General features: G+C 48.4%; 21 protein-coding genes, 1 tRNA gene, 1 pseudogene and 2 riboswitches. Of the genes and pseudogenes, 20 read left to right on the top strand and 3 right to left on the bottom strand.

From position 1 onward, the window contains the following. From HMPREF9453_RS11900 to HMPREF9453_RS11030, 17 genes and pseudogenes are all read left to right on the top strand, one after another. Nucleotides 1-180 (top strand): annotated as a pseudogene (locus HMPREF9453_RS11900) (ISLre2-like element ISDsu1 family transposase); the annotation flags it as partial. A 128-nt stretch (nt 181-308) separates the two neighbouring features. Beyond that, nucleotides 309-428: riboswitch (FMN riboswitch) on the top strand. 48 nt (nt 429-476) lie between these two features. After that, nucleotides 477-1,676: a bifunctional diaminohydroxyphosphoribosylaminopyrimidine deaminase/5-amino-6-(5-phosphoribosylamino)uracil reductase RibD gene (ribD, locus tag HMPREF9453_RS04365; protein WP_008859364.1), complete on the top strand. Its 1,200-nt coding sequence runs from the start codon at nt 477-479 to the stop codon at nt 1,674-1,676. Continuing rightward, nucleotides 1,666-2,331: a riboflavin synthase gene (locus tag HMPREF9453_RS04360; protein ID WP_008859363.1), complete on the top strand. Its 666-nt coding sequence runs from the start codon at nt 1,666-1,668 to the stop codon at nt 2,329-2,331. The genes ribD and HMPREF9453_RS04360 overlap by 11 nt, the downstream gene beginning before the upstream one ends. Continuing rightward, complete coding sequence (locus tag HMPREF9453_RS04355; protein WP_008859362.1) at nt 2,321-3,550, top strand: bifunctional 3,4-dihydroxy-2-butanone-4-phosphate synthase/GTP cyclohydrolase II; 1,230 nt, start codon at nt 2,321-2,323, stop codon at nt 3,548-3,550. The genes HMPREF9453_RS04360 and HMPREF9453_RS04355 overlap by 11 nt, the downstream gene beginning before the upstream one ends. A gap of 68 nt (nt 3,551-3,618) precedes the next feature. Continuing rightward, on the top strand, nt 3,619-4,086 hold the full coding sequence (gene ribH / locus HMPREF9453_RS04350) for a 6,7-dimethyl-8-ribityllumazine synthase (RefSeq protein ID WP_008859361.1): 468 nt from the start codon (nt 3,619-3,621) through the stop codon (nt 4,084-4,086). A 124-nt stretch (nt 4,087-4,210) separates the two neighbouring features. Continuing rightward, nucleotides 4,211-5,554 carry a tRNA (N6-isopentenyl adenosine(37)-C2)-methylthiotransferase MiaB gene (miaB, locus tag HMPREF9453_RS04345; protein WP_008859360.1) on the top strand — a complete coding sequence of 448 codons (1,344 nt, stop codon included), beginning with the start codon at nt 4,211-4,213 and terminating at the stop codon, nt 5,552-5,554. Nucleotides 5,555-5,666: 112 nt separating this feature from the next. Next, on the top strand, nt 5,667-8,228 hold the full coding sequence (gene mutS, locus HMPREF9453_RS04340) for a DNA mismatch repair protein MutS (RefSeq protein ID WP_008859359.1): 2,562 nt from the start codon (nt 5,667-5,669) through the stop codon (nt 8,226-8,228). Continuing rightward, nucleotides 8,228-10,141, top strand: a complete 1,914-nt coding sequence (gene mutL, locus HMPREF9453_RS04335; protein WP_008859358.1) for a DNA mismatch repair endonuclease MutL — start codon at nt 8,228-8,230, stop codon at nt 10,139-10,141. The genes mutS and mutL overlap by 1 nt, the downstream gene beginning before the upstream one ends. After that, the gene (locus tag HMPREF9453_RS04330) at nt 10,138-10,917 is read left to right on the top strand and encodes a class I SAM-dependent methyltransferase (protein WP_008859357.1); all 780 of its coding nucleotides are present in this window, start codon (nt 10,138-10,140) and stop codon (nt 10,915-10,917) included. The genes mutL and HMPREF9453_RS04330 overlap by 4 nt, the downstream gene beginning before the upstream one ends. Beyond that, nucleotides 10,914-11,843, top strand: coding sequence for a tRNA (adenosine(37)-N6)-dimethylallyltransferase MiaA (gene miaA, locus HMPREF9453_RS04325; RefSeq protein ID WP_008859356.1), 930 nt, complete (start codon nt 10,914-10,916; stop codon nt 11,841-11,843). The genes HMPREF9453_RS04330 and miaA overlap by 4 nt, the downstream gene beginning before the upstream one ends. Then, nucleotides 11,828-12,028, top strand: a complete 201-nt coding sequence (hfq, locus tag HMPREF9453_RS04320; RefSeq protein WP_008859355.1) for an RNA chaperone Hfq — start codon at nt 11,828-11,830, stop codon at nt 12,026-12,028. The genes miaA and hfq overlap by 16 nt, the downstream gene beginning before the upstream one ends. Nucleotides 12,029-12,037: 9 nt before the next feature. Beyond that, nucleotides 12,038-13,279: a methionine gamma-lyase family protein gene (locus tag HMPREF9453_RS04315; protein ID WP_008859354.1), complete on the top strand. Its 1,242-nt coding sequence runs from the start codon at nt 12,038-12,040 to the stop codon at nt 13,277-13,279. 344 nt (nt 13,280-13,623) lie between these two features. Continuing rightward, nucleotides 13,624-13,700 (top strand) — tRNA-Val (locus HMPREF9453_RS04310). Nucleotides 13,701-13,794: 94 nt separating this feature from the next. Beyond that, a complete protein-coding gene (locus tag HMPREF9453_RS04305) occupies nt 13,795-14,268 on the top strand; it encodes a NanQ anomerase/TabA/YiaL family protein (protein ID WP_008859353.1) in 474 nt (157 codons plus the stop codon). 157 nt (nt 14,269-14,425) lie between these two features. Beyond that, nucleotides 14,426-15,613, top strand: coding sequence for an efflux RND transporter periplasmic adaptor subunit (locus tag HMPREF9453_RS04300; protein WP_008859352.1), 1,188 nt, complete (start codon nt 14,426-14,428; stop codon nt 15,611-15,613). A 9-nt stretch (nt 15,614-15,622) separates the two neighbouring features. Next, entirely contained in the window at nt 15,623-18,760 is a 3,138-nt protein-coding gene (locus tag HMPREF9453_RS04295; RefSeq protein ID WP_008859351.1) for an efflux RND transporter permease subunit, read from the top strand. Between the two features lie 231 nt (nt 18,761-18,991). After that, complete coding sequence (locus tag HMPREF9453_RS11030) at nt 18,992-19,579, top strand: SGNH/GDSL hydrolase family protein (RefSeq protein ID WP_008859350.1); 588 nt, start codon at nt 18,992-18,994, stop codon at nt 19,577-19,579. A 105-nt stretch (nt 19,580-19,684) separates the two neighbouring features. Here the strand turns inward: HMPREF9453_RS11030 and HMPREF9453_RS04285 are convergent, their stop codons facing one another. From HMPREF9453_RS04285 to HMPREF9453_RS04275, 3 genes are all read right to left on the bottom strand, one after another. Then, entirely contained in the window at nt 19,685-20,527 is an 843-nt protein-coding gene (locus tag HMPREF9453_RS04285; RefSeq protein WP_008859349.1) for a MetQ/NlpA family ABC transporter substrate-binding protein, read from the bottom strand. A gap of 95 nt (nt 20,528-20,622) precedes the next feature. Beyond that, nucleotides 20,623-21,276: a methionine ABC transporter permease gene (locus HMPREF9453_RS04280; RefSeq protein WP_008859348.1), complete on the bottom strand. Its 654-nt coding sequence runs from the start codon at nt 21,274-21,276 to the stop codon at nt 20,623-20,625. Then, on the bottom strand, nt 21,257-22,294 hold the full coding sequence (locus HMPREF9453_RS04275; RefSeq protein ID WP_008859347.1) for a methionine ABC transporter ATP-binding protein: 1,038 nt from the start codon (nt 22,292-22,294) through the stop codon (nt 21,257-21,259). Before HMPREF9453_RS04275 ends, HMPREF9453_RS04280 begins: the two co-directional genes overlap by 20 nt. A gap of 52 nt (nt 22,295-22,346) precedes the next feature. Further along, nucleotides 22,347-22,448, bottom strand: a riboswitch (SAM riboswitch). Nucleotides 22,449-22,697: 249 nt separating this feature from the next. Here HMPREF9453_RS04275 and HMPREF9453_RS04270 point away from each other — a divergent pair. The 3 genes from HMPREF9453_RS04270 to budA all read left to right on the top strand — a co-directional run bounded on the left by HMPREF9453_RS04270 (nt 22,698) and on the right by budA (nt 25,169). Continuing rightward, the gene (locus tag HMPREF9453_RS04270) at nt 22,698-23,006 is read left to right on the top strand and encodes a YerC/YecD family TrpR-related protein (protein ID WP_008859346.1); all 309 of its coding nucleotides are present in this window, start codon (nt 22,698-22,700) and stop codon (nt 23,004-23,006) included. Further along, on the top strand, nt 23,006-24,373 hold the full coding sequence (locus HMPREF9453_RS04265) for a phosphohexomutase domain-containing protein (protein ID WP_008859345.1): 1,368 nt from the start codon (nt 23,006-23,008) through the stop codon (nt 24,371-24,373). Before HMPREF9453_RS04270 ends, HMPREF9453_RS04265 begins: the two co-directional genes overlap by 1 nt. 61 nt (nt 24,374-24,434) lie before the next feature. After that, a complete protein-coding gene (budA, locus tag HMPREF9453_RS04260) occupies nt 24,435-25,169 on the top strand; it encodes an acetolactate decarboxylase (protein ID WP_008859344.1) in 735 nt (244 codons plus the stop codon). Nucleotides 25,170-25,612 lie beyond the last annotated feature (443 nt).

The raw sequence follows: 25,612 nt of genomic DNA, 5'->3' as shown, positions 1-25,612 counted from the left end.
AGAGCCATGCACAAGGCTGCGGTGCAGGCAGAGCGTAAAATCGCCCAGAATGTCCGGAGTGAGGCGCAGAAGCGTAAGATGAGAAACTATAGGCCTGGATGCCTGGAGGGGCGTATAGGCGTTTATGGAGCTTCTTCTTCACCAATGGGGAGACTGGCCAGAGCTATACAGAAATACTGATAAAACCGAAGCCACGGAGATAGTAATTATCGACAGTCAAATGAATTACCGAGGAAAACTTGACACTTACGTCGCGGCTCTGCCCTCTTGCCTTTCCTGTTCAATCTGTTATAATAATAGAGAATTTTGAATCTCTTCAGGGCGGGGTGCAAGTCCCCACCGGTGGTAAAGCCCACGAACCTCATCATAGAGGTAGGTCTGGTGAAATTCCAGAGCCGACGGTATAGTCCGGATGAAAGAAGAGTGGACCTGGCATGATGAATCCACCTCCCTGGAAGAAAGGAAGGTGGATTTTTTTGCGTATCGATGAAGATAGAAAATTTATGGCTCGGGCGCTGGAACTGGCAGTACGGGGAATGGGCCATGCAAGACCAAACCCCATGGTAGGGGCGGTGATTGTCAAAGATGGCCGGATTATCGGCGAAGGCTGGCATGAAAAATTCGGCGGGCCCCATGCGGAGGTGAATGCCTTTGCTCACTGTACGGAAGACCCTTCGGGGGCTACCCTTTATGTGACGCTTGAACCCTGCAGCCATTATGGAAAGACTCCGCCCTGTGCAGATCTCATCATTGAAAAGGATATTGACCGGGTAGTCACGGCCATGGTGGACCCGAACCCCCTGGTTTCAGGAAAAGGCATCCGCCGCCTTCGGGAGGCAGGCATTTTTGTAACTGTCGGCGTTATGGAGAAGGAAGCGCGGAAGCTGAATGAAGTATTTCTGAAATACGTGACAGAGCATAAGCCTTTTGTCCTGTATAAAGCGGCCATGTCCCTGGATGGTAAAACAGCCTGCCACACCGGGGACTCCAAATGGATTTCCTCAGAGGATTCCCGGGAAGAGGTCCATGTGCTCCGGGGCTGCTATAAGGGAATCATGGTGGGAGCCGGTACGGTGATGGCCGACAATCCCCTTCTGACCGCCCGTACGGAAGGACTGGATGATCCGGTACGGATTATTGTGGATGGAAATCTGTCGGTGCCCCTGAAAGCCAGGGTGTTCCAGGAAGGCGGGGATGTGATTGTCCTTACCACCACCTCTTCTGATGAAAAGAAGCGGGAGGAACTCACGAAACTGGGCGTGGACATTATCATGACTGACAGCGATCAAAAAGGAAAGGTGGATCTGGCTTCTGCCATGACCGGCCTGGCCCTGAAGGGAATTGACGGCATCCTGCTGGAAGGCGGTGCTTCCCTGGCAGCTTCTGCCTTTGAAGCAGGCATTGTGGATAAGGTGCGCATTTATGAAGCGCCTAAAATCATTGGCGGCGTTGGGGCACCGGGCCTCATTGGCGGTATCGGCGCCTCTTCCATGGCTGAGGCGGTGAAGCTCAGAGATATGTCCACTGAAACCTGCGGAGGAGACCTTGTAATCGAAGCCTATGTGGATAAAGGAAAGAAAGAGGCCGCCGATGAGCGGATTGACCGTCTGGAGGAAGAAGTAAAGGAAGGACCGGAAGCGCCAAAAACAGAAGAGTCTTCCGGAAATGAAACATAATATGTTTACAGGAATCGTAGAAGAAATCGGCCGCATCCATCATATTTCCAAAGCCGGCAGGGCTGAGAAACTGGTGATTTCCTGCCACAGGGTGTTGGAAGGGACAAAAATCGGCGACAGCATTGCCGTGAACGGGACTTGTCTTACGGTGACTGCCATGGACAGCAGGTCCTTTACTGCTGATGTGACGCCGGAAACCATGCGGCGCACTGCTTTTTCCCTTTTCCGCCCCGATACACCGGTAAATCTGGAAAGAGCTCTTCGCCTTTCGGACCGTCTGGGCGGTCATATCATGATGGGCCATGTGGATGGAACGGGTCGCATCCTTTCTATGGAAAAGGATGATAATGCAGTCAATATTTCGATTTCCATCGACCGGAAATGGATGCGCTATATCATAGAAAAAGGATCCGTTGCGGTGGACGGCATCAGCCTCACTGTGGCAGAAAGGACAGATCAGTCCTTTTCCATTGCCCTTATTCCCCATACGGGCAGTGAGACGGCCCTCCTTTGGAAGCACCCGGGGGACCTGGTGAATATTGAATGTGACTACTTGGGAAAATACGTAGAGCAGCTCTTGAAAGAAGGCCCGAAAGAAGGTCTCACCATGGGTATGCTGGAAACTTTGGGGCATGGAGGACATTATGGATTATAAATTTGACAGTATTGAAGAAATTATTGAAGAAATCAGGAAAGGGCATATCGTCATTATGCAGGATGCCGAATCACGGGAGAATGAGGGGGATTACATCTGCGCCGCTGAATTTGCTACGCCGGAAAATGTGAACCGCATGGCATCAGAGGCCAAGGGCGTCATCTGTATGCCCATGTCCGAAGAAATGGCAGATGCTCTCTATCTGGGGCCCATGATTCGTCATAATACGGATAACCATCACACCGCTTTCCTGGAATCCATAGACTACAAAGATTCCGGCACCGGCGTATCGGCTGCTGCCCGTTCCATGACAGCCCTGGAAGCGGTGAAGGACGGCGCAAAACCGGGAGATTTCAGAAGACCTGGCCATCTTTTCCCGCTGAAAGCAAAGAAATGGGGCGTTCTGGAACGTCAGGGCCATACGGAAGCCACCGTAGACCTGGCCCGTCTGGCAGGTCTTAAGCCTGCCGGCCTTTGCTGCGAAATCATGAATCCCGATGGTACCATGGCCAGAAGGGATGATCTTTTCAAGCTGGCCAGAGAAAAGGGCATGAAAATCGGCAATATCCAGGAACTGATTGAATACAGAAAGAAACATGAAAAACTGGTGGAAGAAGTGGCAGCTGCCAAACTTCCTACCAAGTATGGCAATTTTGAAATTCACGGGTTTGTGAATCTTCTGAATAATGAACACCATGTGGCTCTGACCATGGGGGATGTTTCCGATGGCACACCGGTTCTCTGCCGCATTCATTCCGAGTGCCTGACTGGTGACTGCTTCGGGTCTCTCCGCTGCGACTGCGGCCAGCAGCTCTCTGCTGCCATGAAGCAGATTGCCAAAGAAGGAAGAGGCGTTCTGGTTTATCTCCGTCAGGAGGGACGCGGCATTGGTCTCATTAATAAGATCAGAGCCTATGCACTCCAGGATCAGGGGTATGATACGGTGGAAGCCAATTTGAAACTTGGCTTTGCGGCCGATCTTCGAGAATATATGACGGGGGCCCAGATTTTAAAGAGCCTGGGAGTTTCTAAAATCCGTCTCCTCACCAATAATCCTCAGAAAATGGATGAAGTAAAGGACTATGGTATTACCATTACCGAAAGAGTGCCCATTGAAATCGCTCCTACCAGGGAAGATGAATTCTATCTTAAAACCAAGCAGGAAAAAATGGGTCATATGTTGAAGCTGGACAAAGATATTGAAGAACCAAAGGCATAAGAAACGAATTGATTTATATCGTTTCATCCGTGTTTTCATAGCTGAATCAAGAGATAAAGGAGTAGAAAATGAATATTATTTCCGGACTTTTTAATGAGAATCAGATTCGTGTAGGCATTGTGGCTTCCCGTTTCAATGAAGTCATCGTTTCCAAACTCATTGACGGTGCAGTGGACGGCCTTTCCCGTCATGGGGTGGATATGGACAAGGTGGACCTGGCCTGGGTGCCCGGTGCCTTTGAGATTCCTCTGGCTGCCAAAAAAATGGCTGAAAGCGGTCGGTATGATGCAGTCATCTGTCTGGGCGCCGTAATTCGCGGGGAAACGGACCACTATGAACATGTGGCCACCGAAGTAACCAAGGGCGTGGCCATGGCTTCCCTTTCCAGCGGTGTACCTGTGCTCTACGGTGTGCTTACTACCGATACCATTGAGCAGGCAATCAACCGGGCCGGTCTGAAGTCCGGCAACAAGGGCTTTGAATGTGCCATGGATGCTCTGGAAATGGCAAGCCTCTTCAAGAAGCTGGATCAATAAGATTTTTAAGAAAAGTCATCGGATGCACCGATGGCTTTTTAAAATGAAATTTCTCCTCCGGGAAATATGATATAATAATACGATAACGGTTATAAACTCATGCATTCATTACAGGAGGAAAGTCGTGGAAGAAAAGCGGCTCACAGATGAAAAATACTACTATACCATTACCTATGGCTGTCAGATGAACGAAAATGATACAGAACGTATCAATGGACAGCTGGAGGATCTGGGATACAAGCCGGCGGAAAACATGGAGGATGCAGATATTGTGATTATGAATACCTGCTCCGTCCGGCAGAACGCGGAAGAAAAGGTGTATGGTAAAATCGGGGAAATTAAGAAACTGAAAGACAAAAATCCCCGTATGCTTCTTGGCATTGCAGGCTGCATGGCCCAGGAAAATAAGGGAAAACTGATTGAACGGATGCCTATCATCGATTTCGTCATCGGACCTTACCACATTCATGACCTGAAGGATATTATTTCCAGAGAAAATGCCCGGGGCGGTCACATCGTAAAGACAGAGCGTAATCCCCATAGCGTGAGGGATTACAGCGAACTCCGCTCCGTGCGGAAATCCAGGGTTTTTGCATGGATTCCCATTATGCAGGGCTGTAACAAGTTTTGCACCTACTGCATTGTCCCTTACGTGCGGGGACGGGAAATCAGCCGTACCATCGATGATATCTGCCGGGAAATCAAAGGACTGGCAGAAACGGGATACAAGGAAATTACCCTTTTGGGGCAGAACGTGAATTCCTATGGTCTTGATTTCCGGAACGGCACTAACTTCGGTGACTTGATTCGGGCTATTGACAAAATCGATGGCATCGAAAGAGTGCGCTACATGACTTCCCACCCCAGGGATATGACCTTTGATATGATTGATGCCATGGCTGCTTCTCCCAAGGTGGTGCGTCACATGCACCTTCCTGTGCAGCATGGTTCCAATGAAATGCTGAAACAGATGAACCGGGGCTATACGATCGAACATTTCAAAGAGCTGGTGAATTATGTGCGGCAGAAAATGCCTGATGTGGCTCTTACCACGGATCTCATTACCGGCTTCCCCGGTGAAACGGAAGAAATGCATCAGGAAACCATAAAGCTTCTGAAGGAAGTGCGCTTTGACTCCGCCTACACCTTCATCTATTCCCCCAGAACCGGTACACCGGCGGCGCGGATGGAAAACCAGATTGATGATGAAACCAAGCATCGCCGGCTCCAGGAGCTCATGGATACCCAGAATGAAATTTCTCTGGAACTGAACAGGGGAATGGAAGGGAAAAACTATGAGATTATTATCGAGGGCCCTTCCAAACAGGATGTAAACCACTGGTTCGGCAGAACTTCCACCAATAAAATGATTCTCTTCCCCTATGAAGAGGGAATCAAGGTAGGAGATACCAGAATGGCCAAAGTGGACACTGCCCAGACCTGGGTGCTGAAGGGGGAGCTTCTCTGACCTCAAAGGACAAAGGCCTCTGTCAAGCTTAGAAACCCTTACACCTAAGGATGCCGGATATTTTAATATATAATCCTTCCATACAAAGAAACCAAAAGAACGGGGTGATGACATGGCAAAAACGCCTTTAATGGAACAATACAAAAAGGTGAAGGACCAGTATAGGGACTGCCTTCTTTTTTACCGCCTGGGCGATTTCTATGAACTTTTTTATGATGATGCAGTGACTGCATCCCATGAGCTGGAGCTCACGCTGACCGGGAAGAACGCAGGCGCCGAAGGACGGGTGCCTATGTGCGGCGTTCCTTTTCATGCGGCGGAAATCTACATTTACCGGCTGATCCAGAAGGGGTACAAGGTGGCTATCTGTGAGCAGCTGGAAGACCCGAAGAAGGCCAAAGGCCTGGTCAAACGGGATGTAATCCGGGTCATTACTCCGGGGACCATTCTTTTTGAAAATTCCATTGCCGACAAATCCAACAATTATCTGATTTACATTATGGAAACGGATAAGGAACTGGACGCAGTGCTTTCCGACGTTTCTACCGGTGAATGCTGGTGGGGTGTATGGGATAAGAAGAAGGAGAGGGACGATTTCTTCGACATGCTTTCGGTATACTCTCCGGCCGAGGCGGTATGCAGTGTATCCGATGACTTTTACAGTAAACTGACTGGTTTTGCATCTGCCAGACTGGGGGCCTGCCTTATGTCCCGGGCTGAAGGGGAAGAGGAAGAAAATCTTCCTGAAGTTTGCGCTTCCATTGACAATGAGAATGTGAAGACAGTGTTCCGCCGCCTTTCTGCCTATATCCGGGATGTGATGAAATCGGAGGTATCCGTATTTCATTCAGTCCTTCCCATTCGGGAAGATCATACCCTGACCCTTTCGGAGGAATGCCTTCGGAATCTGGAAATAACCAGGAATATGAGGGATGGCGGCAGGAAAGGCACCCTTCTTGAGCTTCTTGATTATACCCACACCGCCATGGGGGCCAGGCTCCTGAAGCGGTGGCTGGAACGGCCGTTGACCGATGTGAACCGCATTATCCTGCGGCAGGACGGCATAGAGGAGCTTACGAATCACATGACGGAACTCACGAACCTTGAGGACATGCTTTCCCAGGTTTTTGATTTCGAGCGTATTCTTTCCCGCATCGAAGCCAATTCCACTTCTCCCAAAGATTTACTGGCCCTGAAGGCAAGCCTTCGCATGATTCCGGAAATCAAAAAACTTCTGTCCGGCGCAGGCTCTGTGATTCTGAAGAAGATCAATGCCCAGATCGGCATTCATGGTCCGGTATTTGATCTGCTTGACCGTTCTATGAATGAAAATGGCACTGGCAATGTGAGGGACGGCAAGTACATTAAGGAAGGCTTTTCTGCAGAACTGGATGAAGTGAGGTCTCTTTCTGAAAACAGTCAGCAGTATATTGCGGATCTGGAGGAAAGAGAGAAGACAAAGACCGGTATCAAACTGAAAATCGGTTTTAATAATGTATTCGGCTACTATTTTGAAATTTCCAATGCCAATAAGATTCCTATTCCGCCCTACTACATGAGAAAGCAGACTCTGGTAAATGCAGAGCGTTACATTACACCGGAATTAAAGGAATTTGAGGCCAAAGCGCTGACGGCTAAGGAAAAGACAGAAGAACTGGAGCTTAAAATCTATCAGGCTGTGAAAGCAGAAATCCGGCCGGAAATTCCGGATATGCAGAAAACGGCGAGGGCGCTGGCAGCCCTGGACTGCATTGCCAGTCTTGCCAGAGCGGCGCTGAAGGACCGCTATACCAGGCCCCGGATTACAAACAGCCGGGAGGGCCGGATTTCCATCCAAGATGGCCGCCATCCCATGGTAGAACACGCCTTGAAACGAGAAATGTTCGTGCCCAACGATACGGAGCTCAACCATCATGATCAGGAAATCCTTGTCATTACTGGACCCAACATGGCAGGCAAGTCCACCTATATGCGTCAGGTGGCGGTACTGACCATTATGGCCCAGACAGGATCTTTTATTCCTGCGAAAAGTGCGTCCTTCTCGCCAGTGGATCGCATTTTCACCAGGGTAGGAGCCACCGATGATATTTCTACAGGCCAGAGTACCTTTATGGTAGAAATGCAGGAGGTATCTCATATCCTTCGTCATGCTACCAGAAACAGCCTCATTCTTCTGGACGAAATCGGCCGGGGCACCAGCACCTATGACGGTATGAGCATTGCCCGGGCCGTAGTGGAGTACATTGACAGGAAAATTCATGGCTTTACCCTTTTTGCCACCCATTATCACGAGCTGTCGGTCATGGCTGATGAAAGCAGTCATATTAAAAACTATACTGTATCTGTCAAGGAAAGGGGAAAGGAAATCACCTTCCTTCGCCGCATCATCCCCGGCTGTGCTGACAGAAGCTATGGCATCCATGTGGCTCGCCTGGCGGGACTGCCGGAATCCCTTCTGAAGCGGGCTGATGAAATTCTTCAGGGACTGGAGGAAGAGGGAAACAACCCGGCTCCTGTGAAATCAGCGCCTGAAAAACAGGCATCTTCGGGACTCGATCTTTTTACATCTCCTATTATTGATGAACTGGCCCATATGGACGTTATGAGCAAGACGCCCATTGAGGCTATGGAAATTCTCTTCCGCTTAAGCAAGGAAGCCAAGGAGGGCAGATAATGGCAGTTATTCATATTCTGGATGAAGTCACCGCCAACCAGATAGCCGCCGGTGAGGTGGTGGAGCGTCCGGTGAATGCAGTGAAGGAACTGGTGGAAAATGCAGTGGATGCCAGCGCCTCTTCCATTGAGGTGGAAATCGCTGACGGCGGCATGACTTATATCCGAGTCACCGACGATGGCTGCGGCATGACGGAAGAGGATGCCAAGCTTTCTGTTATCCGCCATGCTACCAGCAAGATTTCCTCTGTAGATAACATTTACCACATTGCTTCCCTGGGTTTTCGCGGTGAAGCACTGCCCAGCATTGCTTCCGTTTCCAGAGCCACTATTACCACCAGGCGGAGCGAGGATAATGAGGGAACAGTATTGGAAATGACCGGCGGCGAAATCACCGAAGTTAAGCCTGCCGGTGCTCCTGCCGGTACCACCGTGGAAGTGAGGGATCTCTTCTACAATGTGCCGGCCCGAAAAAAATTTTTGAAATCAGAACGCACCGAATCTTCCCGCATCAACAGCATGGTGGGAAAACTGGCCCTGGCCAATCCGGATATTGCCTTTCGGCTTATTAATAACGGAAGGACCGTCATTGAAACGCCGGGCAACGGAAGACTGATGGATGTGGTTTCCGCTTTATACGGCACAAAGACGGCCGGCGAAATGCTTCCGGTGGAAGAAGAAGGGGAACATATTGCCTTAGAAGGACTGATTTCCAAGCCTTCTCTTCTGAAGAGCAGCCGCCAATACCAGACCATCATCATTAACCGGAGGGTGGTGGATAGTGCAGTGGTATCCAAGGCTGTGGATAATGCTTATCATTCCCTGCTGCCGAAGAACGGATATCCGCTCATGGTTCTTTCATTCCAGGTGCCGCCGGAAAGCATTGATGTGAACGTTCATCCCCAGAAAAGGGAAATTAAATTCTCTGATGAGCAGTCTGTATTCCGCTTGGTGTACCATGGCGTACTGGGCACTCTGACGTCCCAGTCCACCGCCGATACCATTGCCAGAGAAATGATTCATGACCCCGGTCATGAAGTGGTGAAAGAACATGATTTCAACCCCGGTTCTATCAGAGTGGAAGACAAACCTCTCGGCAAACCGGACATCGGGCTTTCCGAGGAAACCAGACCGAAAAGCTCCTGGGGAGAACCGTCTCCTTCTTATGAAGAAAGCCGGGGGCAAGGGGCTGATCATTTCGGAGAAAGAAGAGCTCCTTCCTTTGCGCCGGACACAGAAGAGAAGGACCTTTTCACAAACCACTCTGTTTTTGACGAATATCGAAAAGAAGAGCCGAAGCGGGAACATCTGGAGACGGATCCCCTTTTTGAAGAAGAAAAGCAGGAAGATCCGGTCATCCCTTTAGGACAGGTATCGGACTGTTTCATCCTCTGTCAGCATGGGAAAGATCTTCTCATCATTGATCAGCATGCTGCCCATGAAAGGGTGCGTTACGACCATCTGGCGGAAAGAGCGGAAGGTATACCGGTGCAGGAAATCCTCATACCCTATCTCATCCATGTGGACAGCGGAGACGTCAATCTTCTGGAGGACCATCGGGCGGATATAGAGAAACTGGGGATTACCTTTGAACAGGCAGGCCCTGACGTGATTCGCATTACCGGATCTCCTGAAGATCTTTCCGCTGCTGAAATGGAACGGGTTATGGGGGATATTGTAAAGGCATACCATGAAAAGGATGTGCCTTCGCCGGAAACCATGCGTCACCGCATGATGGCCTATGCTGCCTGCCGGGGCGCTATCAAGAGGGGGGACCCTTTGAATATCCGGCAGATGAAAGAACTGATTCGCGATCTCTTTCATACATCCCGCCCCTTCGTATGTCCCCATGGACGGCCTACCATTGTAAAATTCACGCCTGTTGAATTGGGAAGGCTTTTCAAACGGCCATGAACACAGGAGTGACCACTATTAGAAACTACAGCCGTCCGGTGCGGGATGAGGCAAGAGAAAGAGCATCGGCCCTCGCCCTTCCCTACGTTCCCAGGGAGGGAACCCTGGAAGACATGGCAGCGATGAACCACATGGAGGGCTTTCTCATCTACGGGAAAAAGCAGCCTTCCTTCTGGACAGGCGGGGAAGAGTACCGTTTCCATCTGGGCACGGCCGTACTTCGCACAGCTCAGATGGAAAGAGGAAACAGCGACCGTCTCTGTCGTCTCCTTCCTCCAGAAAGACCTCTCTCCGTACTGGATGCCACCTTTGGCCAGGGGGGTGATTCCACTGTCATGAGCTGGTTTCTGGGGAAAGAAGGAAATGTGACCAGCCTGGAAAAAAGCACCGTCCTCTATGAAATCGGCCGGGTCGGGCTTTCGTCCTTTGATGGTGGAAATGAAAGAATAACGAAGGCCCTTCGGCATATCCATCTGCTTCATGAGGATTTTCGCACCTTCCTTCAAAAGGCTGCCCCTAAAAGCTTTGATGTGATTTATTTCGATACCATGTTCCGCGCTCCGGTGAAAAGGGACGTCAACCGGATGGAAGGTTTCCGGCGGGCTGCTTCCTATGATCTTCTGGATGAGGAAATCCTGACTTTGGCTTTGCATATTGCCAGAAAAAGAATTATAGTTAAAGAAAGGCCCTTTTCTCTCTTATTTCAGAACAGCCTCTTTTCTTCCATCTATTCCCATCAGGGACAATCCACGGCGTACGGGGTGATTGATGTATGAAAAAAGAAAGACTTATCACCATCCTGGGTCCCACGGCCTCAGGAAAAACGGACCTGGCAGTGCATTTGGCAGAGGCTTTGGGCTCTTCCATTATTTCCGGTGATGCCTTCCAGATTTATAAGCATATGGACATCGGCACCGCCAAAGTGACAAAGGAAGAAGCCCGGGGTATCCGTCATTTCCTGGTGGACGAGCTGGAGCCGTCAGAGCCGTACTCAGCCGCTGATTTCCAGGAGAAGGCCAGGAAAATCATTCATGAGGAAAATGAAGCAGGACGGATTCCCATCCTCTGCGGCGGCACCGGCCTCTATATTCAGGGGCTCCTTGAGGGGTATACCTTTCTACCCCGAGGGGAAGGGCGGAAAAAGTTTGAAAGGATACTGGAGGAGAAAGGAAAGGAAGCTCTGGAAAATCTGCTTCGTGAAAAGGGAGAAAAAGATATTCCTCCCGATGCGCAGCGCATGATACGGAAGCTGGAGCTTCTGGAGGCAGGAGAGGGAGAAAAGGAGCCTTTGAAATCCGATTCTCTCCTGTATGACGGTCCGGTTATAGGAATTGCTATGGACAGAGCCGTTTTATATGATAGAATAAATAAGCGAGTCCACCACATGATAGAAGCAGGACTCCCGGAGGAAGTGAAGAAGCTCCTTGCCTCCGGACTTTCTGAAAAAGCCCAGTCGCTGAAAGGAATCGGCTATAAGGAAATGATTCCTGTGGTGAAGGGGGAGCTTACTCTTGAGGAAGGGGAAGCGCTGATTCAGAAAAATACCCGGCACTTTGCCAAAAGACAGCTGACCTGGTATAGACGAATGCCATATATTCACTGGGTGGAACGCGGCCCATCAGAGGAAGACATATGGTACAGGGAAATCAAGGCCTATGTCATTTCATATTTCGGAGGAGAAACAAGATGGAAGGAAAAATGAATCTGCAGGACACATTTCTGAACGAAGCCAGAAAGGAAAATGTTCCGGTCAGTATATTCCTGATGAACGGCGTACAGCTGAAGGGGAAGGTCAAATCCTTCGACAGCTTCACTGTGCTTCTGGTGAGTGAAAACCGCTCCCAGCTCATTTATAAACATGCTATATCTACTATACAAAGGATCTGAGAACAACAAATGAATAAAAAACTTGAACAGGTACAGAAAGAGGCGCTTGCTCTTTGTGCGCCTGTTTTTCATGAAATGGAAGAGATTTCTCTCTATAACACAGAAAAAGTTTTAAGTGCCTTCAGGAAACACCACCTGTCTGCCTACCATTTTGCTCCTTCCAACGGCTACGGCTACGGGGACCCGGGAAGGGAAAAGCTGGAAGAAATCTGGTGCGATATATTTCATGCGGAAAGCGCCCTGGTCAGACCTCATTTCGTGTCAGGCACCCACGCCCTGGCTACGGTCCTCCTGGCTCTTCTTGAACCGGGAGATACCATGGTTTCCGCAGTAGGTGCGCCCTATGACACCATGGAAAGCGTTATCGGTATTACGGGCAACGCACCGGGCAATCTGATTTCCAAAGGCGTCCACTATAAAGAAGTTCCTTTAAAAGGAAATACCTATGACCTCCAAGCCATTGCGGATGCGGTGGATGAAAATACAAAACTGGTGGAAATCCAGCGGTCTCGGGGATATATGCTGCGGGACTCGCTCTTCCCCAGTGACATAAAAAAAATCATTGATACAGTGAAGGCTAAAAATCCGAACACCATCTGCTTTGTGGATAACTGCTACGGAGAATTTACCAATAAAGAAGAGCCCATCGAACTGGGTGCCGATATTACAGCCGGTTCCCTCATTAAAAACGCCGGCGGCGGTCTGGCTCCTACCGGTGCCTATATCTGCGGCAGAAAAGACCTGGTGGAACGCTGCTCCTATGTGTGGACTGCACCGGGCCTTGGTGGAGAAATGGGTTCCTATGCCGCTTCCTACCGCCCTTTCTTCGAAGGACTCTTCCTGGCACCCCATATGACAAGACAGGCTATGATGAGCGCTGAATTCTGTGCGGCTGTCTTCAAGCTCATTGGCTTCAAAACAAGCCCTGAACCGGGACATCTCAGAACCGACCTCATTACCACGGTGACACTGGATTCCGAAGAAAACATGTGCCGCTTTGCCGAAGCTATTCAGAACTGGTCTCCTGTAGATTCAGACGCCACTCCGGTACCGGGGCCCATGCCGGGATATGTGGATCCCATTCTCATGGCAGCTGGTACTTTCGTGCAGGGGTCTACTATTGAAATGTCTGCCGATGGTCCTGTCCGTCCGCCTTATGTCATGTACTTCCAGGGCGGTCTGACTTTTGAATCTGCCCAGCTGGCCATCATGGGGGCTGCAGAAAAAGTGCTGGAAGCACAGGGAAAATAAGAGGAACTGATTCAGGCCGGGGCTGCGGTATCTCCGCTTCCCGGGCTGAAAGGCTTACGGACTGAATAACGGTGATTGGCAGATATTCCATCTTTTAAAAAGCATTCATAGAGTCTGCTTTTATAAGAATGACGAGTACTTTTGAATCTTAGATTTCTTAGGCAGCTCTATGCTTTCTTTTCCTTCTCTTTCATCCGTGCATATACATTCGGAAATGGAGCCATGTATTTCTGCCTCTTCGCGTTCGTCGGGCACCGGCTTTTATCCATCTTTTCGGACGATTTGCTAAAATGATAAAAAGGCTTAACAAATCATTTCTTCTGTGTTATAATAACTTTCGTCATGGGGCTATAGCTCAGTTGGTCAGAGCGCTTCGCTCACATCGAAGAGGTCTCCGGTTCGAACCCAGATAGTCCCACCATGAACCCGCTTTTAGCGGGTTTTTTTGTGCCCCTGAATGGGGAAGTTCGTGGTATAATAAGTTGGCTAAGCAATGTAGAAATAAGGAGGATTATATGATTACCGGAGATATTCATCATCTGGAAGCCTATGAAAAACAGCTTCCGCCTTTTATCAGTCAGTGTCTCAGGGCTGTTCGGGATTTTGATTTTGCCTCTGTTCCTGATGGGAAGTATGAACTTTTGGGCTGCACCATGTCCGTGGAGTCTCCCGTTACGGAACCGGAGGAAGACAGAAAGCTGGAGGGACATAAAAAGTTTATTGATATCCAGTATGAAATCAGGGGGGAGGAAGAATGGATCGGTGTTGAAACGATTTTTGATTCGCCCCGGGTGGTAGAATCCCATGAGGACCGAGATTTGTATTTCTTTGCATCCCATAAAGAAAAGGAATCGAAAGTATATTTTACAGAAGGCAGATTTGCCGTATTTTTCCCGGAAGACTTGCACCGTCCCCTCTGCCAGGGGAAGCAGGGAAAGGAAATCCTCCGAAAGGCGGTTATGAAGGTGCCGGTGGATAAAGTCAGATAATTAATGCTTTTCCATATTCTATAAATTTATCTTCGGTAACATGTTCTTTTTGATTGACTATTAGTCAATAATCTGATATTATAAGAACAATTCAAAAGAGCAGGATAGTTTTAAATTGCCCAAATCTGCTCTACCATCTTTTGCAAGGGGGTTATGTATGAGATATAAAAAGTTTGCTGCCGCAGTAATGGCAGCAGGATTCCTTTTATCGGGAGGCGTCTTCCTGGGGGGCTGCGGTTCTTCCCAGCAGGCAGCAGGGCAGAAGCAGGCTATTAAGGTTACTACATTTAAGCCTTTTAAGTCAGATACGCCAATTATGAGAGAATATACAGGTTCCATTATGGCTCTGCAGGAGGTACCGGTAAGAGCCAAGGTATCCGGTACAGTGATGGAAAAGTATATTACCGGCGGACAGCAGGTGACCGAAGGCCAGCCTCTGTATCGGCTGGATACAAGAAATTACAATTCCCAGCTGGCTAATGCCCAGGCTCAGGCAGCGCAGGCAGCTGCTAATTATGAGAATGCGGCCACTGACCTTGCACGCTACGATCAGCTTATTGCTGCCGGTGCTATTTCTCAGAAAGTATATGATAATCAGAAGGCAGCAGCCGATGCTTACAAAGGAGCCATGGATGCTGCCCAGGCCCAGGTGGATATTGCTTCCACAAACCTGAGTGATACCATTGTGACAGCGCCTTTCAATGGGAAGCTTTCTATGGATGACGTGAATATCGGTACTTTTGCCACGGCTGGCACTACATCTCTTGTTACTATTTCCTCTTCCGACCCCATTTATGTGCAGTTCGATATGTCGGAAAATGAATATCTGGCTTTGAACAAGAGCCATGATGGAAACGGCACTGCAGGGCTGGGGAATAATCTTAAAATCCGGCTGTCTGACGGCTCTATCTACGGCTATACCGGTAAAATTGTACAGGTGAATCCGAACATGAACGGCGGCCAGCTTTCCATGAAGGCAGCCTTCCCGAACCCGGACAATCTCCTGGTACCGGGCATGTATGCCTCTGTGGTTTCGGATAATGAAATCGCCAAAGGATCTCTTCTCATTCCCACCAAAGCACTGGTACAGCTCCTGAATAAGGATATTGTAGACGTGGTAGCAGACGGCAAGATTGCCCAGAAGCCCGTAAAAGTGGGCGGCACTTATGGTATCTACACCATTATTGAAAGCGGCCTCGATGAAAATGATGTTATCGTCGTGGACGGTCAGAACAAGGTACAGGTAGGCCAGGCCGTAGATCCTGAAGAAACGTCCAAAGACAAACTGGAACAGGATGCCAGAGATTCTGTCCAGGGCCAGAGCGGCACTGCTGCAAAGCAGTAAGGAGGACCTATGGCTAATTTCTTTATCAAGCGTCCTATCTTTGCTATCGTTGTGGCGCTGGTGGTTTCCATTGCAGGGCTGCTGGCTGTATTTTCCCTGCCCGTGGACCGCTACCCCCGCATTACACCGCCTCAGGTTTCCGTATGGGCCACCTATCCCGGCGCTGATGCAGAAGTCGTAGCCCAGACAGTGGCGGAAGTCATAGAGAAGAACGTAGTAGGGGTGGAAGGGTTCGACAGTATGAACTCCAACAGTAACTCCAACGGCTCCTATTCTCTTGATGTGCAGTTTGCCATGGGCACGGACTCCGATCTTGCTACGGTCCGTGTACAGAACGGTGTTACCGCCTCCGATGCCGGTCTGCCGGATACGGTCAGAAACATTGGCGTTACAACCAGAAAATCTTCCGGTGATATGGCACTGGTTGTCAGTTTCTATTCTCCTAACGGCACCTATGACAAGAATTTCTTGAAAAACTACTTCAGTATGAACTATCTGGACGAACTGAAGTCTATTAAAGGTGTTGGTACAGTACAGGAATTCGGTTCCGATTTTGCCATGCGTATCTGGATGGATCCCACCAAGATGTCGCAGAATAATATCACCGCAGCTGAAGTGATTTCTGCCGTGTCCAATCAGAACAAACAGATTGCCGCCGGCAATATCGGTGCGCCTCCTGTTTCCATGGACCAGCCTTTCCAATATGTCATCACCGCTAAAGGCCGTCTGGTGACAGCGGAAGAATTCGGCAATATCGTACTTCGCACCAACAATGACGGCAGCCTTCTCCGTTTGAAGGATGTGGCCCGTACAGAGCTGGATGCAAAGGATTACAATTTTATTTCCAAAGCAGGCAACTATGAAACCTCTTGGGTGGCCTTCTCCCTGACCGATGATGCCAATGCGGTTCAGACCATCGGTGCCATCAAGGCAAAACTGGCAGAAGATGCCAAATCCTTCCCTGATGATATGAAATATGTCATCATTATGGATAATACCGATTTCATTTATGCTTCCATCAAGGAAGTTATTGAAACATTTGTGGAAGCCTTCATTCTGGTAGGCATCATTGTGTTTATCTTCCTGCAGAACTGGAGATCTACACTGATCCCGATGATTGCGGTGCCTGTATCCCTTCTTGGTACCTTTGCTTCCTTTGAAATTCTTGGATTCACCATTAATACGTTAACCCTCTTTGCCATGGTTCTTGCCATCGGGCTGGTTGTAGATGATGCCATCGTGGTTATTGAAGCGGTGGAATACGAAATGCGCTACAATAACATGAATCCGAAAGAAGCAACTGTGGCAGCCATGCAGAAGGTACAGAGCCCGGTTATCGGCGTAGCCGTGGTGCTGGCGGCCGTATTCGTACCGGTTGCCTTCCTTGGCGGCATTATGGGTATCCTGTACAAACAGTTTGCTTTGACCATTGCTGTTTCGGTTATCCTGTCGGCGTTTACCGCTTTGTCTCTGACTCCGGCCCTCTGTGCCGGCCTTCTGAAACCGGTCAAGAAGAAAGCGGATAAAGGAAGAATCGACCGCATGTGGGACCGCTTCAACGATGGCTTTGACCACATGGTTGAAGTCTACGGCATAATTCTCCGGAAAATGGCTCATGCCATTTATGTACCTCTTGGGGTGCTCTTTGCCCTCTTCGTTGCGGCTGTCTTCATGTTTGTGAAGCTGCCTACAGCCTTCATCCCACAGGAAGATAACGGATTCTTCATTAATGCCATGTCTCTGCCGGAAGGAGCGGTGAACGTAAGAACTGTCCAGTATCTGACAGAATTCCTGAAATATATCGGAGAAAATCCGGCAGTAGAAGTCACCCAGGGCGTGGTAGGCATGGATATCCTGTCAGGCGGAGAGAAGCCGAACGCCGGTCTTTCCTTTGTCAAACTGAAACCCTGGGATGAACGTAAATCCAAAGATATGCAGGTTTCCGCCGTTATGGGGAAGGCCTTTGCATTCAACGCTACACATCCCGGTGTCACTCTGATGGCGCTGAACCCACCGCCGATTCCCGGCCTCGGCAATTCCGGCGGCTTTACCCTCTATATCCAGAATAAGAGCGGTGATTCCAATGAAAACATGCAGGCTGTTATTGGCAAATTCCTGGCAGCTGCTAACCAGCGTCCGGAAATTCAGATGGCCTACACCACTTTCCGTATGGATGCTCCGTCTTATAATTACGATATCGACAGAGAAAAGGCAGCCAGAAACGGGGTCAATGTGGGTGATATTTTCACTGCTCTCCAGGCTTACTACGGCTCTGTACAGATTAACGATTTTACCATTTATGGGCGTAACTTCAAAGTTGTTGCCCAGGCAGATACCCAGTACCGCATGAGTCCTAACGACAATAAGTTCCTTATGGTAAAGGACAACAAGGGCAACATGGTGCCGATTTCCAATTTTATTACACCTAAGAAATCCAATGCCATTGCAGTCATTACCCGTTACAACAACTTCCCTGCCGTTAAGATCGGCGGCAACCAGGCCGAAGGATACTCCTCCGGCCAGGCTCTGAATGCATTGGATGAAGTGGCGAAGGAGACCCTGCCAAACGGCTATGGATATGCATTCGCTGAATCTTCTGCGCAGGAACGGGAGGCCAGCGGCAAGACTGTCTATGCACTGGCTTTAGGTATGCTCTTCGTATTCCTTTCATTGGCAGCCCTTTATGAAAGCTGGAAAATTCCATTCTCTGTCATTCTTGGTATTCCTACAGGTTTCTTCGGAGCCTGCCTTGGTGCATTTGCGTTTAATGTGTACAACGATATTTACTTCCAGATCGGTCTTCTGACTATTATCGGTCTGGCGGCCAAGAATGCAATTCTGATTGTAGAATATGCAAAGGTTCGTGTAGATAGCGGTATGGAAGTGGTGAAGGCTTCTATTGAAGCATCAAAGATTCGTCTCCGCCCGATTCTCATGACCTCCCTGGCATTCATCCTGGGCAACGTGCCTCTGGCTCTGTCCACCGGTGCCGGCTCCAATTCCCGTTCTGAAATGGGTATTGCTGTGGTATTCGGCGTGCTGTCTGCTACCTTTTTCCAGATTTTCATTGTTCCCATGCTGTTCATCGTTATTGAAAGAATTCACGGGTTCAGAAAACCAAAGAAAACGGTTACAGTAGATGAATAATATCTATTCAAAAAGCCTCCTTCGGGAGGCTTTTTTGTTGTAATAAAAAGAGACATAGAAATCAAGAGACATCCATGAATCATGGATCTTCCTGCCCATTCAGCGGCAAGGTCTTTCTATGCCTTCATCTGCAGGACGGTGCTGCTTGTCTAATTTCCAGATAGAGCCATAAGTTTTTCTGCCTTTCCTGCTGTCCATGCCATATGATACAATCAAAATGAGGTGATAACCATGAGTGCTTTATGGAACCAGAACATTTCTATGATTCACTGTTTCGGCGACAGTCTTACCGAAGGCTATGGTGTTCTTCCCGGCGAGGGCTGGGTAGCTCTGGCAGATCATGCACTGAAAGGGATTACCCTTTATAACCATGGACTTTCAGGCTCTATGGCTTCCGACATACTGGACAGACTTTCTGCTGCTTCCGGCAGGGTGCGGAAGGGGGAGGGGTATTTCTTCATGGGTGGTACCAATGATATCCTCTTTGGCCTTCGCCTTGTGGTTTTGGAAAATATGGTAGAAAAGTCTTTGGGCAGGCTGGCAGGAAGGATTCCGCTGACCCTTGGCATTCCTCCGCTCTTTACGGAAATGAGTGTAGAAACGGGATGGCAGGAAGCAGGCTCCTTTAAAAGGAATAAAAGGGACCTTCAGGAATATCAGAAATTCCTTCGCTCACTGGCTAAGGCGTGGGATCTGCCGGTCCTTGATTTTACAAAAGCCTTTCCGCCGGAACAAAAATGGTACAGCGATGGTGTCCACCCCAACAGGGAAGGCCATGAAAGAATGGCTCTCCTGGCGGAGAAGGTCTGGAGGAGATAGCGTATAGACGACTGGATGCCTTGGACATCCGGCTTATCTGGTTTGTCCCAATAAAAAAGCTTTGGAAAAGGAAACTTTTCCAAAGCTTTTTGTTTAAGCAGACGATTAGTCCCAGGCAGGAACGATGGTGCCTTTGTATTTTTCAGCAATGAATTTCTTAACAGCGTCAGACTGATAAGCCTGAACGAATTTTTTATAGGCAGGCTGATCCTTATCCTTTTCACGTACGGCAATAATCATAACTGCCAGCGGAGTATCTTTATCTTCCAGGAAGATACCCTGCTTTTCAGGGGAGAGGCCTGCACTCATGACATAGTTCATAGTGATAACCGATGCATCCACATCGTCAAGGCTTCTGGGAAGCTGGGCTGCTTCGATTTCCTTAAACTGAATGTTTTTCGGGTTTTCTACAACATCAGCAGGGGTAGCTTTCATGCCCACGCCCTCTTTCAACTTAATAACGCCCGCTTTTTCCAGCAGCTGGAGGCCGCGGCCTTCGTTGGTGGGATCATTAGGAATGGAAATGGTCGCTCCCTCAGGAAGGTCTTTTACGTCCTTTACTTTATTGGAGTAAATGCCCATACGCATGAGGATGGCTCTGCCGATGTCGGTAAGGTGAGTGCCATGCTGTTTATTAAAGTTTTCCATGAATGGCTTGTGCTGATATACTACGATATCCAGGTCGCCATCTGCCAGTGCCTGGTCAGGGGTGATGTAATCGGAGAATTCTTTAACATTCACTTTGAGACCATTCTTTTCAGCTTCTTTGGCAGCTGCTTCTACCACTTCTGCATGGGGACCGGCAGTAGCACCTACGGTAATTTCTTTCTTTTCTGCAGGCGCAGAAGCTGCTGCAGAGGATGCCGGCTTCTGGCTGGAACCGCAGCCGGTGATGAATGCTGCTGCGGAGAGGGCGCACAGGCTGGCAATAGCTAACTTCTTTAACATAAATAGGACTTCCTTTCTCTTTTGAATTAGATTTCATGTTTCTATATGAAATCTGGAAATATTATATAAGGGTTTGAATCCCATTATATACAGATTTAACGCTTATCTGCCTTCTTGGCCAGGTTGCTGCCAATGAACTGGAGGAGCTGCACGATAATGACCAGGACAATGATGGTAGCAATCATTACATCTGCCTGGAAGCGCTGGTATCCGTAACGGATGGCCAGATCGCCGAGGCCGCCGCCGCCGATGGTACCGGCCATGGCGGAAGCACCGATTAAGGATACGATGACTACAGTCAAGCTTTCAATGATGGAGGGGAGGGCTTCCGGAATGAGAACTTTCCAGATAATCTGCAGGGGAGAAGCACCCATGGATTCCGCTGCCTCGATGAGGCCGAAGGGGATTTCACGGATGGAAGTTTCCACCATGCGGGCGGTGTAGGGGATGGCAGCGATGGTCAGCGGGACGATGGCTGCCGTGGTACCGATGGAGGTGCCTGCCACCAGCCTGGTGAAAGGGATGATGGCCACCATGAGGATAATGAATGGAATGGAACGGATGAGGTTGATAATGAAAGCCAGAGGCTTATTCAATACCGGGCAGGCAAGAATGCCATGTTTTTCTGTAACCACCAGAAGAATACCCAGGGGAATGCCGATTAAAGCGGCAATGATAGCTGAAACAGAAAGCATGTACAGCGTTTCAGCCAGACTTTTCAGAAGAAGATTAGTTATCACTGGGGACATATCCGATTACCTCACTTGTAATTGGTAAAGACTGTAAATGGCCGAGGGCTTTTTTCATGTCCTCTTCGTGACCATTGATCATGATGATAAGGCGGCCGAAGGAAACGTTCTGGATGTAGTCGATGGATCCGTAAAGAATGCTTACGTCCAGATTGTATTTTCTGATGAGATTAGCAATAATTGGTTCGTTGGCTACATCGCCTCGGAATTTCAGGCTCACAATGGTCTGGTCGCTGTCCTTCTGCTTTACTTTAGAAATATTCATGTGAGACAGCTGCTCCGGTACATCGGAGGACATGACGGAGCCTACGAACTTCTTCAGTGTTTCGGTCTGGGGATTGGTGAAGAGGTCTACTACGGAACCCTGTTCGATAATTTTACCCTTTTCAATGACTGCCACCTGTTCGGCGATTTCTTTAATAACTTCCATCTGGTGAGTAATCATGATAATGGTAATGCCCATTTTTTTGTTGATATCCTTCAGAAGCTGGAGAATGGATTTTACCGTTTCCGGGTCCAGGGCACTGGTGGCTTCATCGGAAAGAAGGACGGAAGGATTGGAAACGATAGCCCTGGCAATACCTACACGCTGTTTCTGGCCGCCGGAAAGCTGGGAAGGATACTTGTTCCTGTATTCCGTAAGGCCCACCAGTTCCAGAATTTCGTTGATTCTCTTCGCTTGTTCTGCCTTGGGCACATGGGACAGCTCCAGTGGAAATGCCACATTGCCGGCTACGGTCCTGTTGGAAAGAAGATTGAAATGCTGGAAAATCATGCCGATTTTCTTTCTTTCTTCCCGAAGCTGGGCTTTGGACAGCTTCGTCATGTCTTTTCCATCAATTATGACCTCACCGGATGTGGGAGGCTCGAGCATATTCACGCAGCGAATCAATGTAGATTTGCCTGCGCCGGACTGTCCGACAATACCGAAGATTTCTCCATCCTTAATAGAAAGGTTGATGTCGTCCAGTGCTTTGAAATTACCATATAATTTTGTTATATGCTTCAGTTCAATCATTGGGAACTCCTTTAATAAAAAAAACTTTCATCGAAAGATGAAAGTCAGCTTCACATCATCTTTCGAGTATATACCCGCTGGAATTGGCACCGTTTCTAAAAGAATGGTTGCCGTGGCTTCAAAGGGCCAGTCCCTCCGCCACTCATGATGAATCTATATGTATTTACCCTATATGCAAGGGTTGAGATTATAGTACTCTGATTCAGAAGTCTTGTCAATAGAAATAGTAAATAGGGGATATAAGATTCGTAAAAGTCATGGCGGTCAGGCTGGGGAGCCGTCGGTGGCCAGCGCTTTACGAGACAGCCTTGCACTTTGCACCTGTCAGCCTGTAATGCTATAATATACTAAAGTAAAAAAGCTGACTGAAAAGCCGGTTTCTGAAATGAAAAGAGGGATACCTATGAGTGTAAACCAGAGACTTGTCAATCCTCTGACAGATACATTGTTTGACGCCATCCTTTCCTTAAAGACCAGGGATGAATGCTATGAATTCTTTGAAGATTTATGCACCATCAACGAGCTTCGGGATATGTCCCAGCGGCTGGAGGTGGCCCGTATGCTGGAAAACGGGGAAAAGTATGACCAGATTGAAAGGAAAACCGGCGCCAGTACGGCCACCATTTCCAGGGTGAAGCGGTGCCTTAAGTATGGCGCTGATGGTTATCTTACCGTGCTTGGCCGTCTGAAGGAGAAGGGAGAAAATAAATAATGGAACCTTTACCGATGTCTCATAAAGGATTTAAGGCTTATGATATTCGAGGCATTGTGCCGGATGAAGTGAATGAGGACCTGGCCTACCGGGTGGGCCGTGCCTATGCGGCGCTGTACCATCCCAAAGCCATGTGCATCGGCTTTGACGTTCGGCCCAGTTCAAAAAAAATCAGCGAAGCTGCAGCCAGAGGCCTTATGGATGGCGGCAGCGATGTATATGATATCGGTCTCTGTGGCACGGAAATGATGTATTACGGTACTTTTCACTATGGCATGGATGGGGGCTTCATGATTACGGCCAGCCATAATCCTTCTGATTACAATGGCATTAAAATTGTGAGGGAGGAAGGAATTCCGGTGAGTGCCGATACAGGCCTGAAGGATATCGAAACGCTCGCTTTTTCCGGCAATTTTCCGGAATGCGGTAAAAAGGGAAATTTATTTCATAAAGAAATCCTTTCCGACTACATAGCTTCTCTTCTGAGTTTTGTAGATGTGAAGGCTATGAAACCTTTTCATATTGTAGTGAATGCAGGAAATGGCTGTGCCAATATTGCCTTTTCTGAATTAAAAAAGCATCTTCCTTTCCATTTCACAGAACTGTATATGGATCCTGACGGCTCCTTCCCCCATGGTGTACCTAATCCCATGCTGGAGGAATGCAGGAAACCCCTTGTGGATGCGGTACTTTCCGAAAAGGCGGACCTGGGTATTGCCTGGGACGGTGATTTTGACCGCTGCTTCTTTATCGATGAAAAGGGACACTTTGTAGAGGGCTACTACATGGTAGGCCTTTTGGCAGAATATTTTCTCAAACGTCATAAGGGAGAAACGATTGTCCACGATCCCCGGGTCTTCTGGTGTACGGAAAAAATCTGTCATGAACTTGGTGGGAAACCGGTGGAATCTAAGGGCGGTCATGCCTTCATGAAAGAAACCATGCGCCGGGTCAAGGGAATTTACGGAGCAGAAAATTCAGCCCATCATTTCTTTCGCGATTTTTCCTACTGCGATTCCGGCATGATTCCCTGGCTTATTGTGGCAGAGATTATGAGTGAAAAAGGGAAACATCTAGGCGAACTGGTGGAGGAAATGGAAGAGGAGTTCCCTTGCAGCGGTGAAATCAATCTCACCGTGAAGAACAGTGATTTTATTCTGGAACAGGTGAAAGAAAAATATGGAAAAGGTGCCAGCCGGGTAGATCTGATTGACGGTGTAGGCATAGAGTATGATAACTGGCGTTTCAATCTGCGCCCCTCCAATACGGAACCGTTGATTCGTTTCAATATGGAAACGAAAGGGGACAGGAAACTTTTGAAAGATAAGAAAAAGGAAATTATGGATTTTATCCATTCATTAGAATGATTTTCATTGGTTATTGCCGGGATTTTTCCCGGCAATTCTCTTTGGAAAGGAGACAGGAAAAATGAATTCCTCTTTAAACAGCAGACCTCTTTTCCAGGCAGCACTTCTGCAGTCCCTGGTATTGGGTCATTATGAAGGATCTGTGGAAGTGAAGGAACTGAAAAGACAGGGGGATTTCGGCATCGGTACCTTTGACTCTCTGGACGGCGAGCTTGTCATGTGCCGGGGCAGGGTGTACCAGGTGAACGGCAGGGGTGAAGTGAAGGAAGCGGATGACCGCTGGAAGGTACCTTTTGCCGATGTGTTCTTCTTTGAAACAGACAGAACCCTTCCGATGAAAGACATTTCTTCACTGGATGAACTGCGTGAAAAAGCGGACGGATTCATAAAGAACTGGGGTCCTAATTATTTTTATGGTATACGAATTCATGGGACCTTTGAAAAAGTATATGCTAGAAGCGAAAAAGCACAGAAAAAGCCTTATGTCCGGCTGGATGAAGTGATGAAAAAAGACCAGGTGGAATTCCAGTTTGAACATACGGAAGGGACTCTCATCGGACTTTACTGCCCCTCCTTCATGGGTGGCCTTAACATGCCGGGTTACCATTTCCACTATCTTTCTGATGACAGGAAAGAGGGAGGGCATGTATTCGATGTGTGCATGAAGGAAGGGAAAGCAGAATTCTGTCTTCTCTCGGATTTCAAACTGAAACTGCCCCGTTCTTCCGGCTTTGGGAAGATTGATTTTAATGAGAATCTGGAGGATGCAGTAAAAAAGGTGGAAGGTGGAAAATAGAAGGCAGCAGTCGGGCTGATTACACTGGAAAATCTCTTTCCGGATTGAGTTCTAGGGAAGCGCTGATTAAATCATTGTTTGCTTTTATTCTTGAATTTTTATGCAATGCGAGGAATGGGCTGACGCGAATAGCGAGCTATTTAAGGAAGCCCATGACGAAACAGTGCATAAAAATTCTTATAAAAGAAAACTCTATGAATTAATCAGTGCTTCCCTAAAGGCGGCTGTCAAGTGCTCCGCGGAATGTGCAGGCCTATGAAGAGTAAGAACCTCAAAAAATTCGATTTTCTGAACCGGGGCTTTCAGAAGAAACCTTGTATGCTTTCCATGCAATGATTTGGCTTTTTTCTATACCAAGTTGGTAATTTTCTACATAAAGGCAACATGCTACAATGAATAAATGGAAGCAGGCATGACGGCTTCCTTCCTTTTTTCAACAACTC

It is taken from the genome of Dialister succinatiphilus YIT 11850 (genome assembly GCF_000242435.1).
GTDB classification, from domain to species: domain Bacteria; phylum Bacillota; class Negativicutes; order Veillonellales; family Dialisteraceae; genus Dialister; species Dialister succinatiphilus.
Note: the sequence above shows the minus strand (reverse complement) of the source record. Positions and strands in the feature narration are given on the sequence as shown.

What these genes read in the sequence shown, in the direction of transcription:
- HMPREF9453_RS04360 (WP_008859363.1), top strand. Translation starts at nt 1,666, where the DNA reads ATGAAACATAATATGTTTACAGGAATCGTAGAAGAAATCGGCCGCATC.
- HMPREF9453_RS04355 (WP_008859362.1), top strand. Translation starts at nt 2,321, where the DNA reads ATGGATTATAAATTTGACAGTATTGAAGAAATTATTGAAGAAATCAGG.
- ribH (WP_008859361.1), top strand. Translation starts at nt 3,619, where the DNA reads ATGAATATTATTTCCGGACTTTTTAATGAGAATCAGATTCGTGTAGGC.
- mutS (WP_008859359.1), top strand. Translation starts at nt 5,667, where the DNA reads ATGGCAAAAACGCCTTTAATGGAACAATACAAAAAGGTGAAGGACCAG.
- mutL (WP_008859358.1), top strand. Translation starts at nt 8,228, where the DNA reads ATGGCAGTTATTCATATTCTGGATGAAGTCACCGCCAACCAGATAGCC.
- HMPREF9453_RS04330 (WP_008859357.1), top strand. Translation starts at nt 10,138, where the DNA reads ATGAACACAGGAGTGACCACTATTAGAAACTACAGCCGTCCGGTGCGG.
- miaA (WP_008859356.1), top strand. Translation starts at nt 10,914, where the DNA reads ATGAAAAAAGAAAGACTTATCACCATCCTGGGTCCCACGGCCTCAGGA.
- hfq (WP_008859355.1), top strand. Translation starts at nt 11,828, where the DNA reads ATGGAAGGAAAAATGAATCTGCAGGACACATTTCTGAACGAAGCCAGA.
- HMPREF9453_RS04315 (WP_008859354.1), top strand. Translation starts at nt 12,038, where the DNA reads ATGAATAAAAAACTTGAACAGGTACAGAAAGAGGCGCTTGCTCTTTGT.
- HMPREF9453_RS04305 (WP_008859353.1), top strand. Translation starts at nt 13,795, where the DNA reads ATGATTACCGGAGATATTCATCATCTGGAAGCCTATGAAAAACAGCTT.
- HMPREF9453_RS04300 (WP_008859352.1), top strand. Translation starts at nt 14,426, where the DNA reads ATGAGATATAAAAAGTTTGCTGCCGCAGTAATGGCAGCAGGATTCCTT.
- HMPREF9453_RS04295 (WP_008859351.1), top strand. Translation starts at nt 15,623, where the DNA reads ATGGCTAATTTCTTTATCAAGCGTCCTATCTTTGCTATCGTTGTGGCG.
- HMPREF9453_RS11030 (WP_008859350.1), top strand. Translation starts at nt 18,992, where the DNA reads ATGAGTGCTTTATGGAACCAGAACATTTCTATGATTCACTGTTTCGGC.
- HMPREF9453_RS04285 (WP_008859349.1), bottom strand. Translation starts at nt 20,527, where the DNA reads ATGTTAAAGAAGTTAGCTATTGCCAGCCTGTGCGCCCTCTCCGCAGCA.
- HMPREF9453_RS04280 (WP_008859348.1), bottom strand. Translation starts at nt 21,276, where the DNA reads ATGTCCCCAGTGATAACTAATCTTCTTCTGAAAAGTCTGGCTGAAACG.
- HMPREF9453_RS04275 (WP_008859347.1), bottom strand. Translation starts at nt 22,294, where the DNA reads ATGATTGAACTGAAGCATATAACAAAATTATATGGTAATTTCAAAGCA.
- HMPREF9453_RS04270 (WP_008859346.1), top strand. Translation starts at nt 22,698, where the DNA reads ATGAGTGTAAACCAGAGACTTGTCAATCCTCTGACAGATACATTGTTT.
- HMPREF9453_RS04265 (WP_008859345.1), top strand. Translation starts at nt 23,006, where the DNA reads ATGGAACCTTTACCGATGTCTCATAAAGGATTTAAGGCTTATGATATT.
- budA (WP_008859344.1), top strand. Translation starts at nt 24,435, where the DNA reads ATGAATTCCTCTTTAAACAGCAGACCTCTTTTCCAGGCAGCACTTCTG.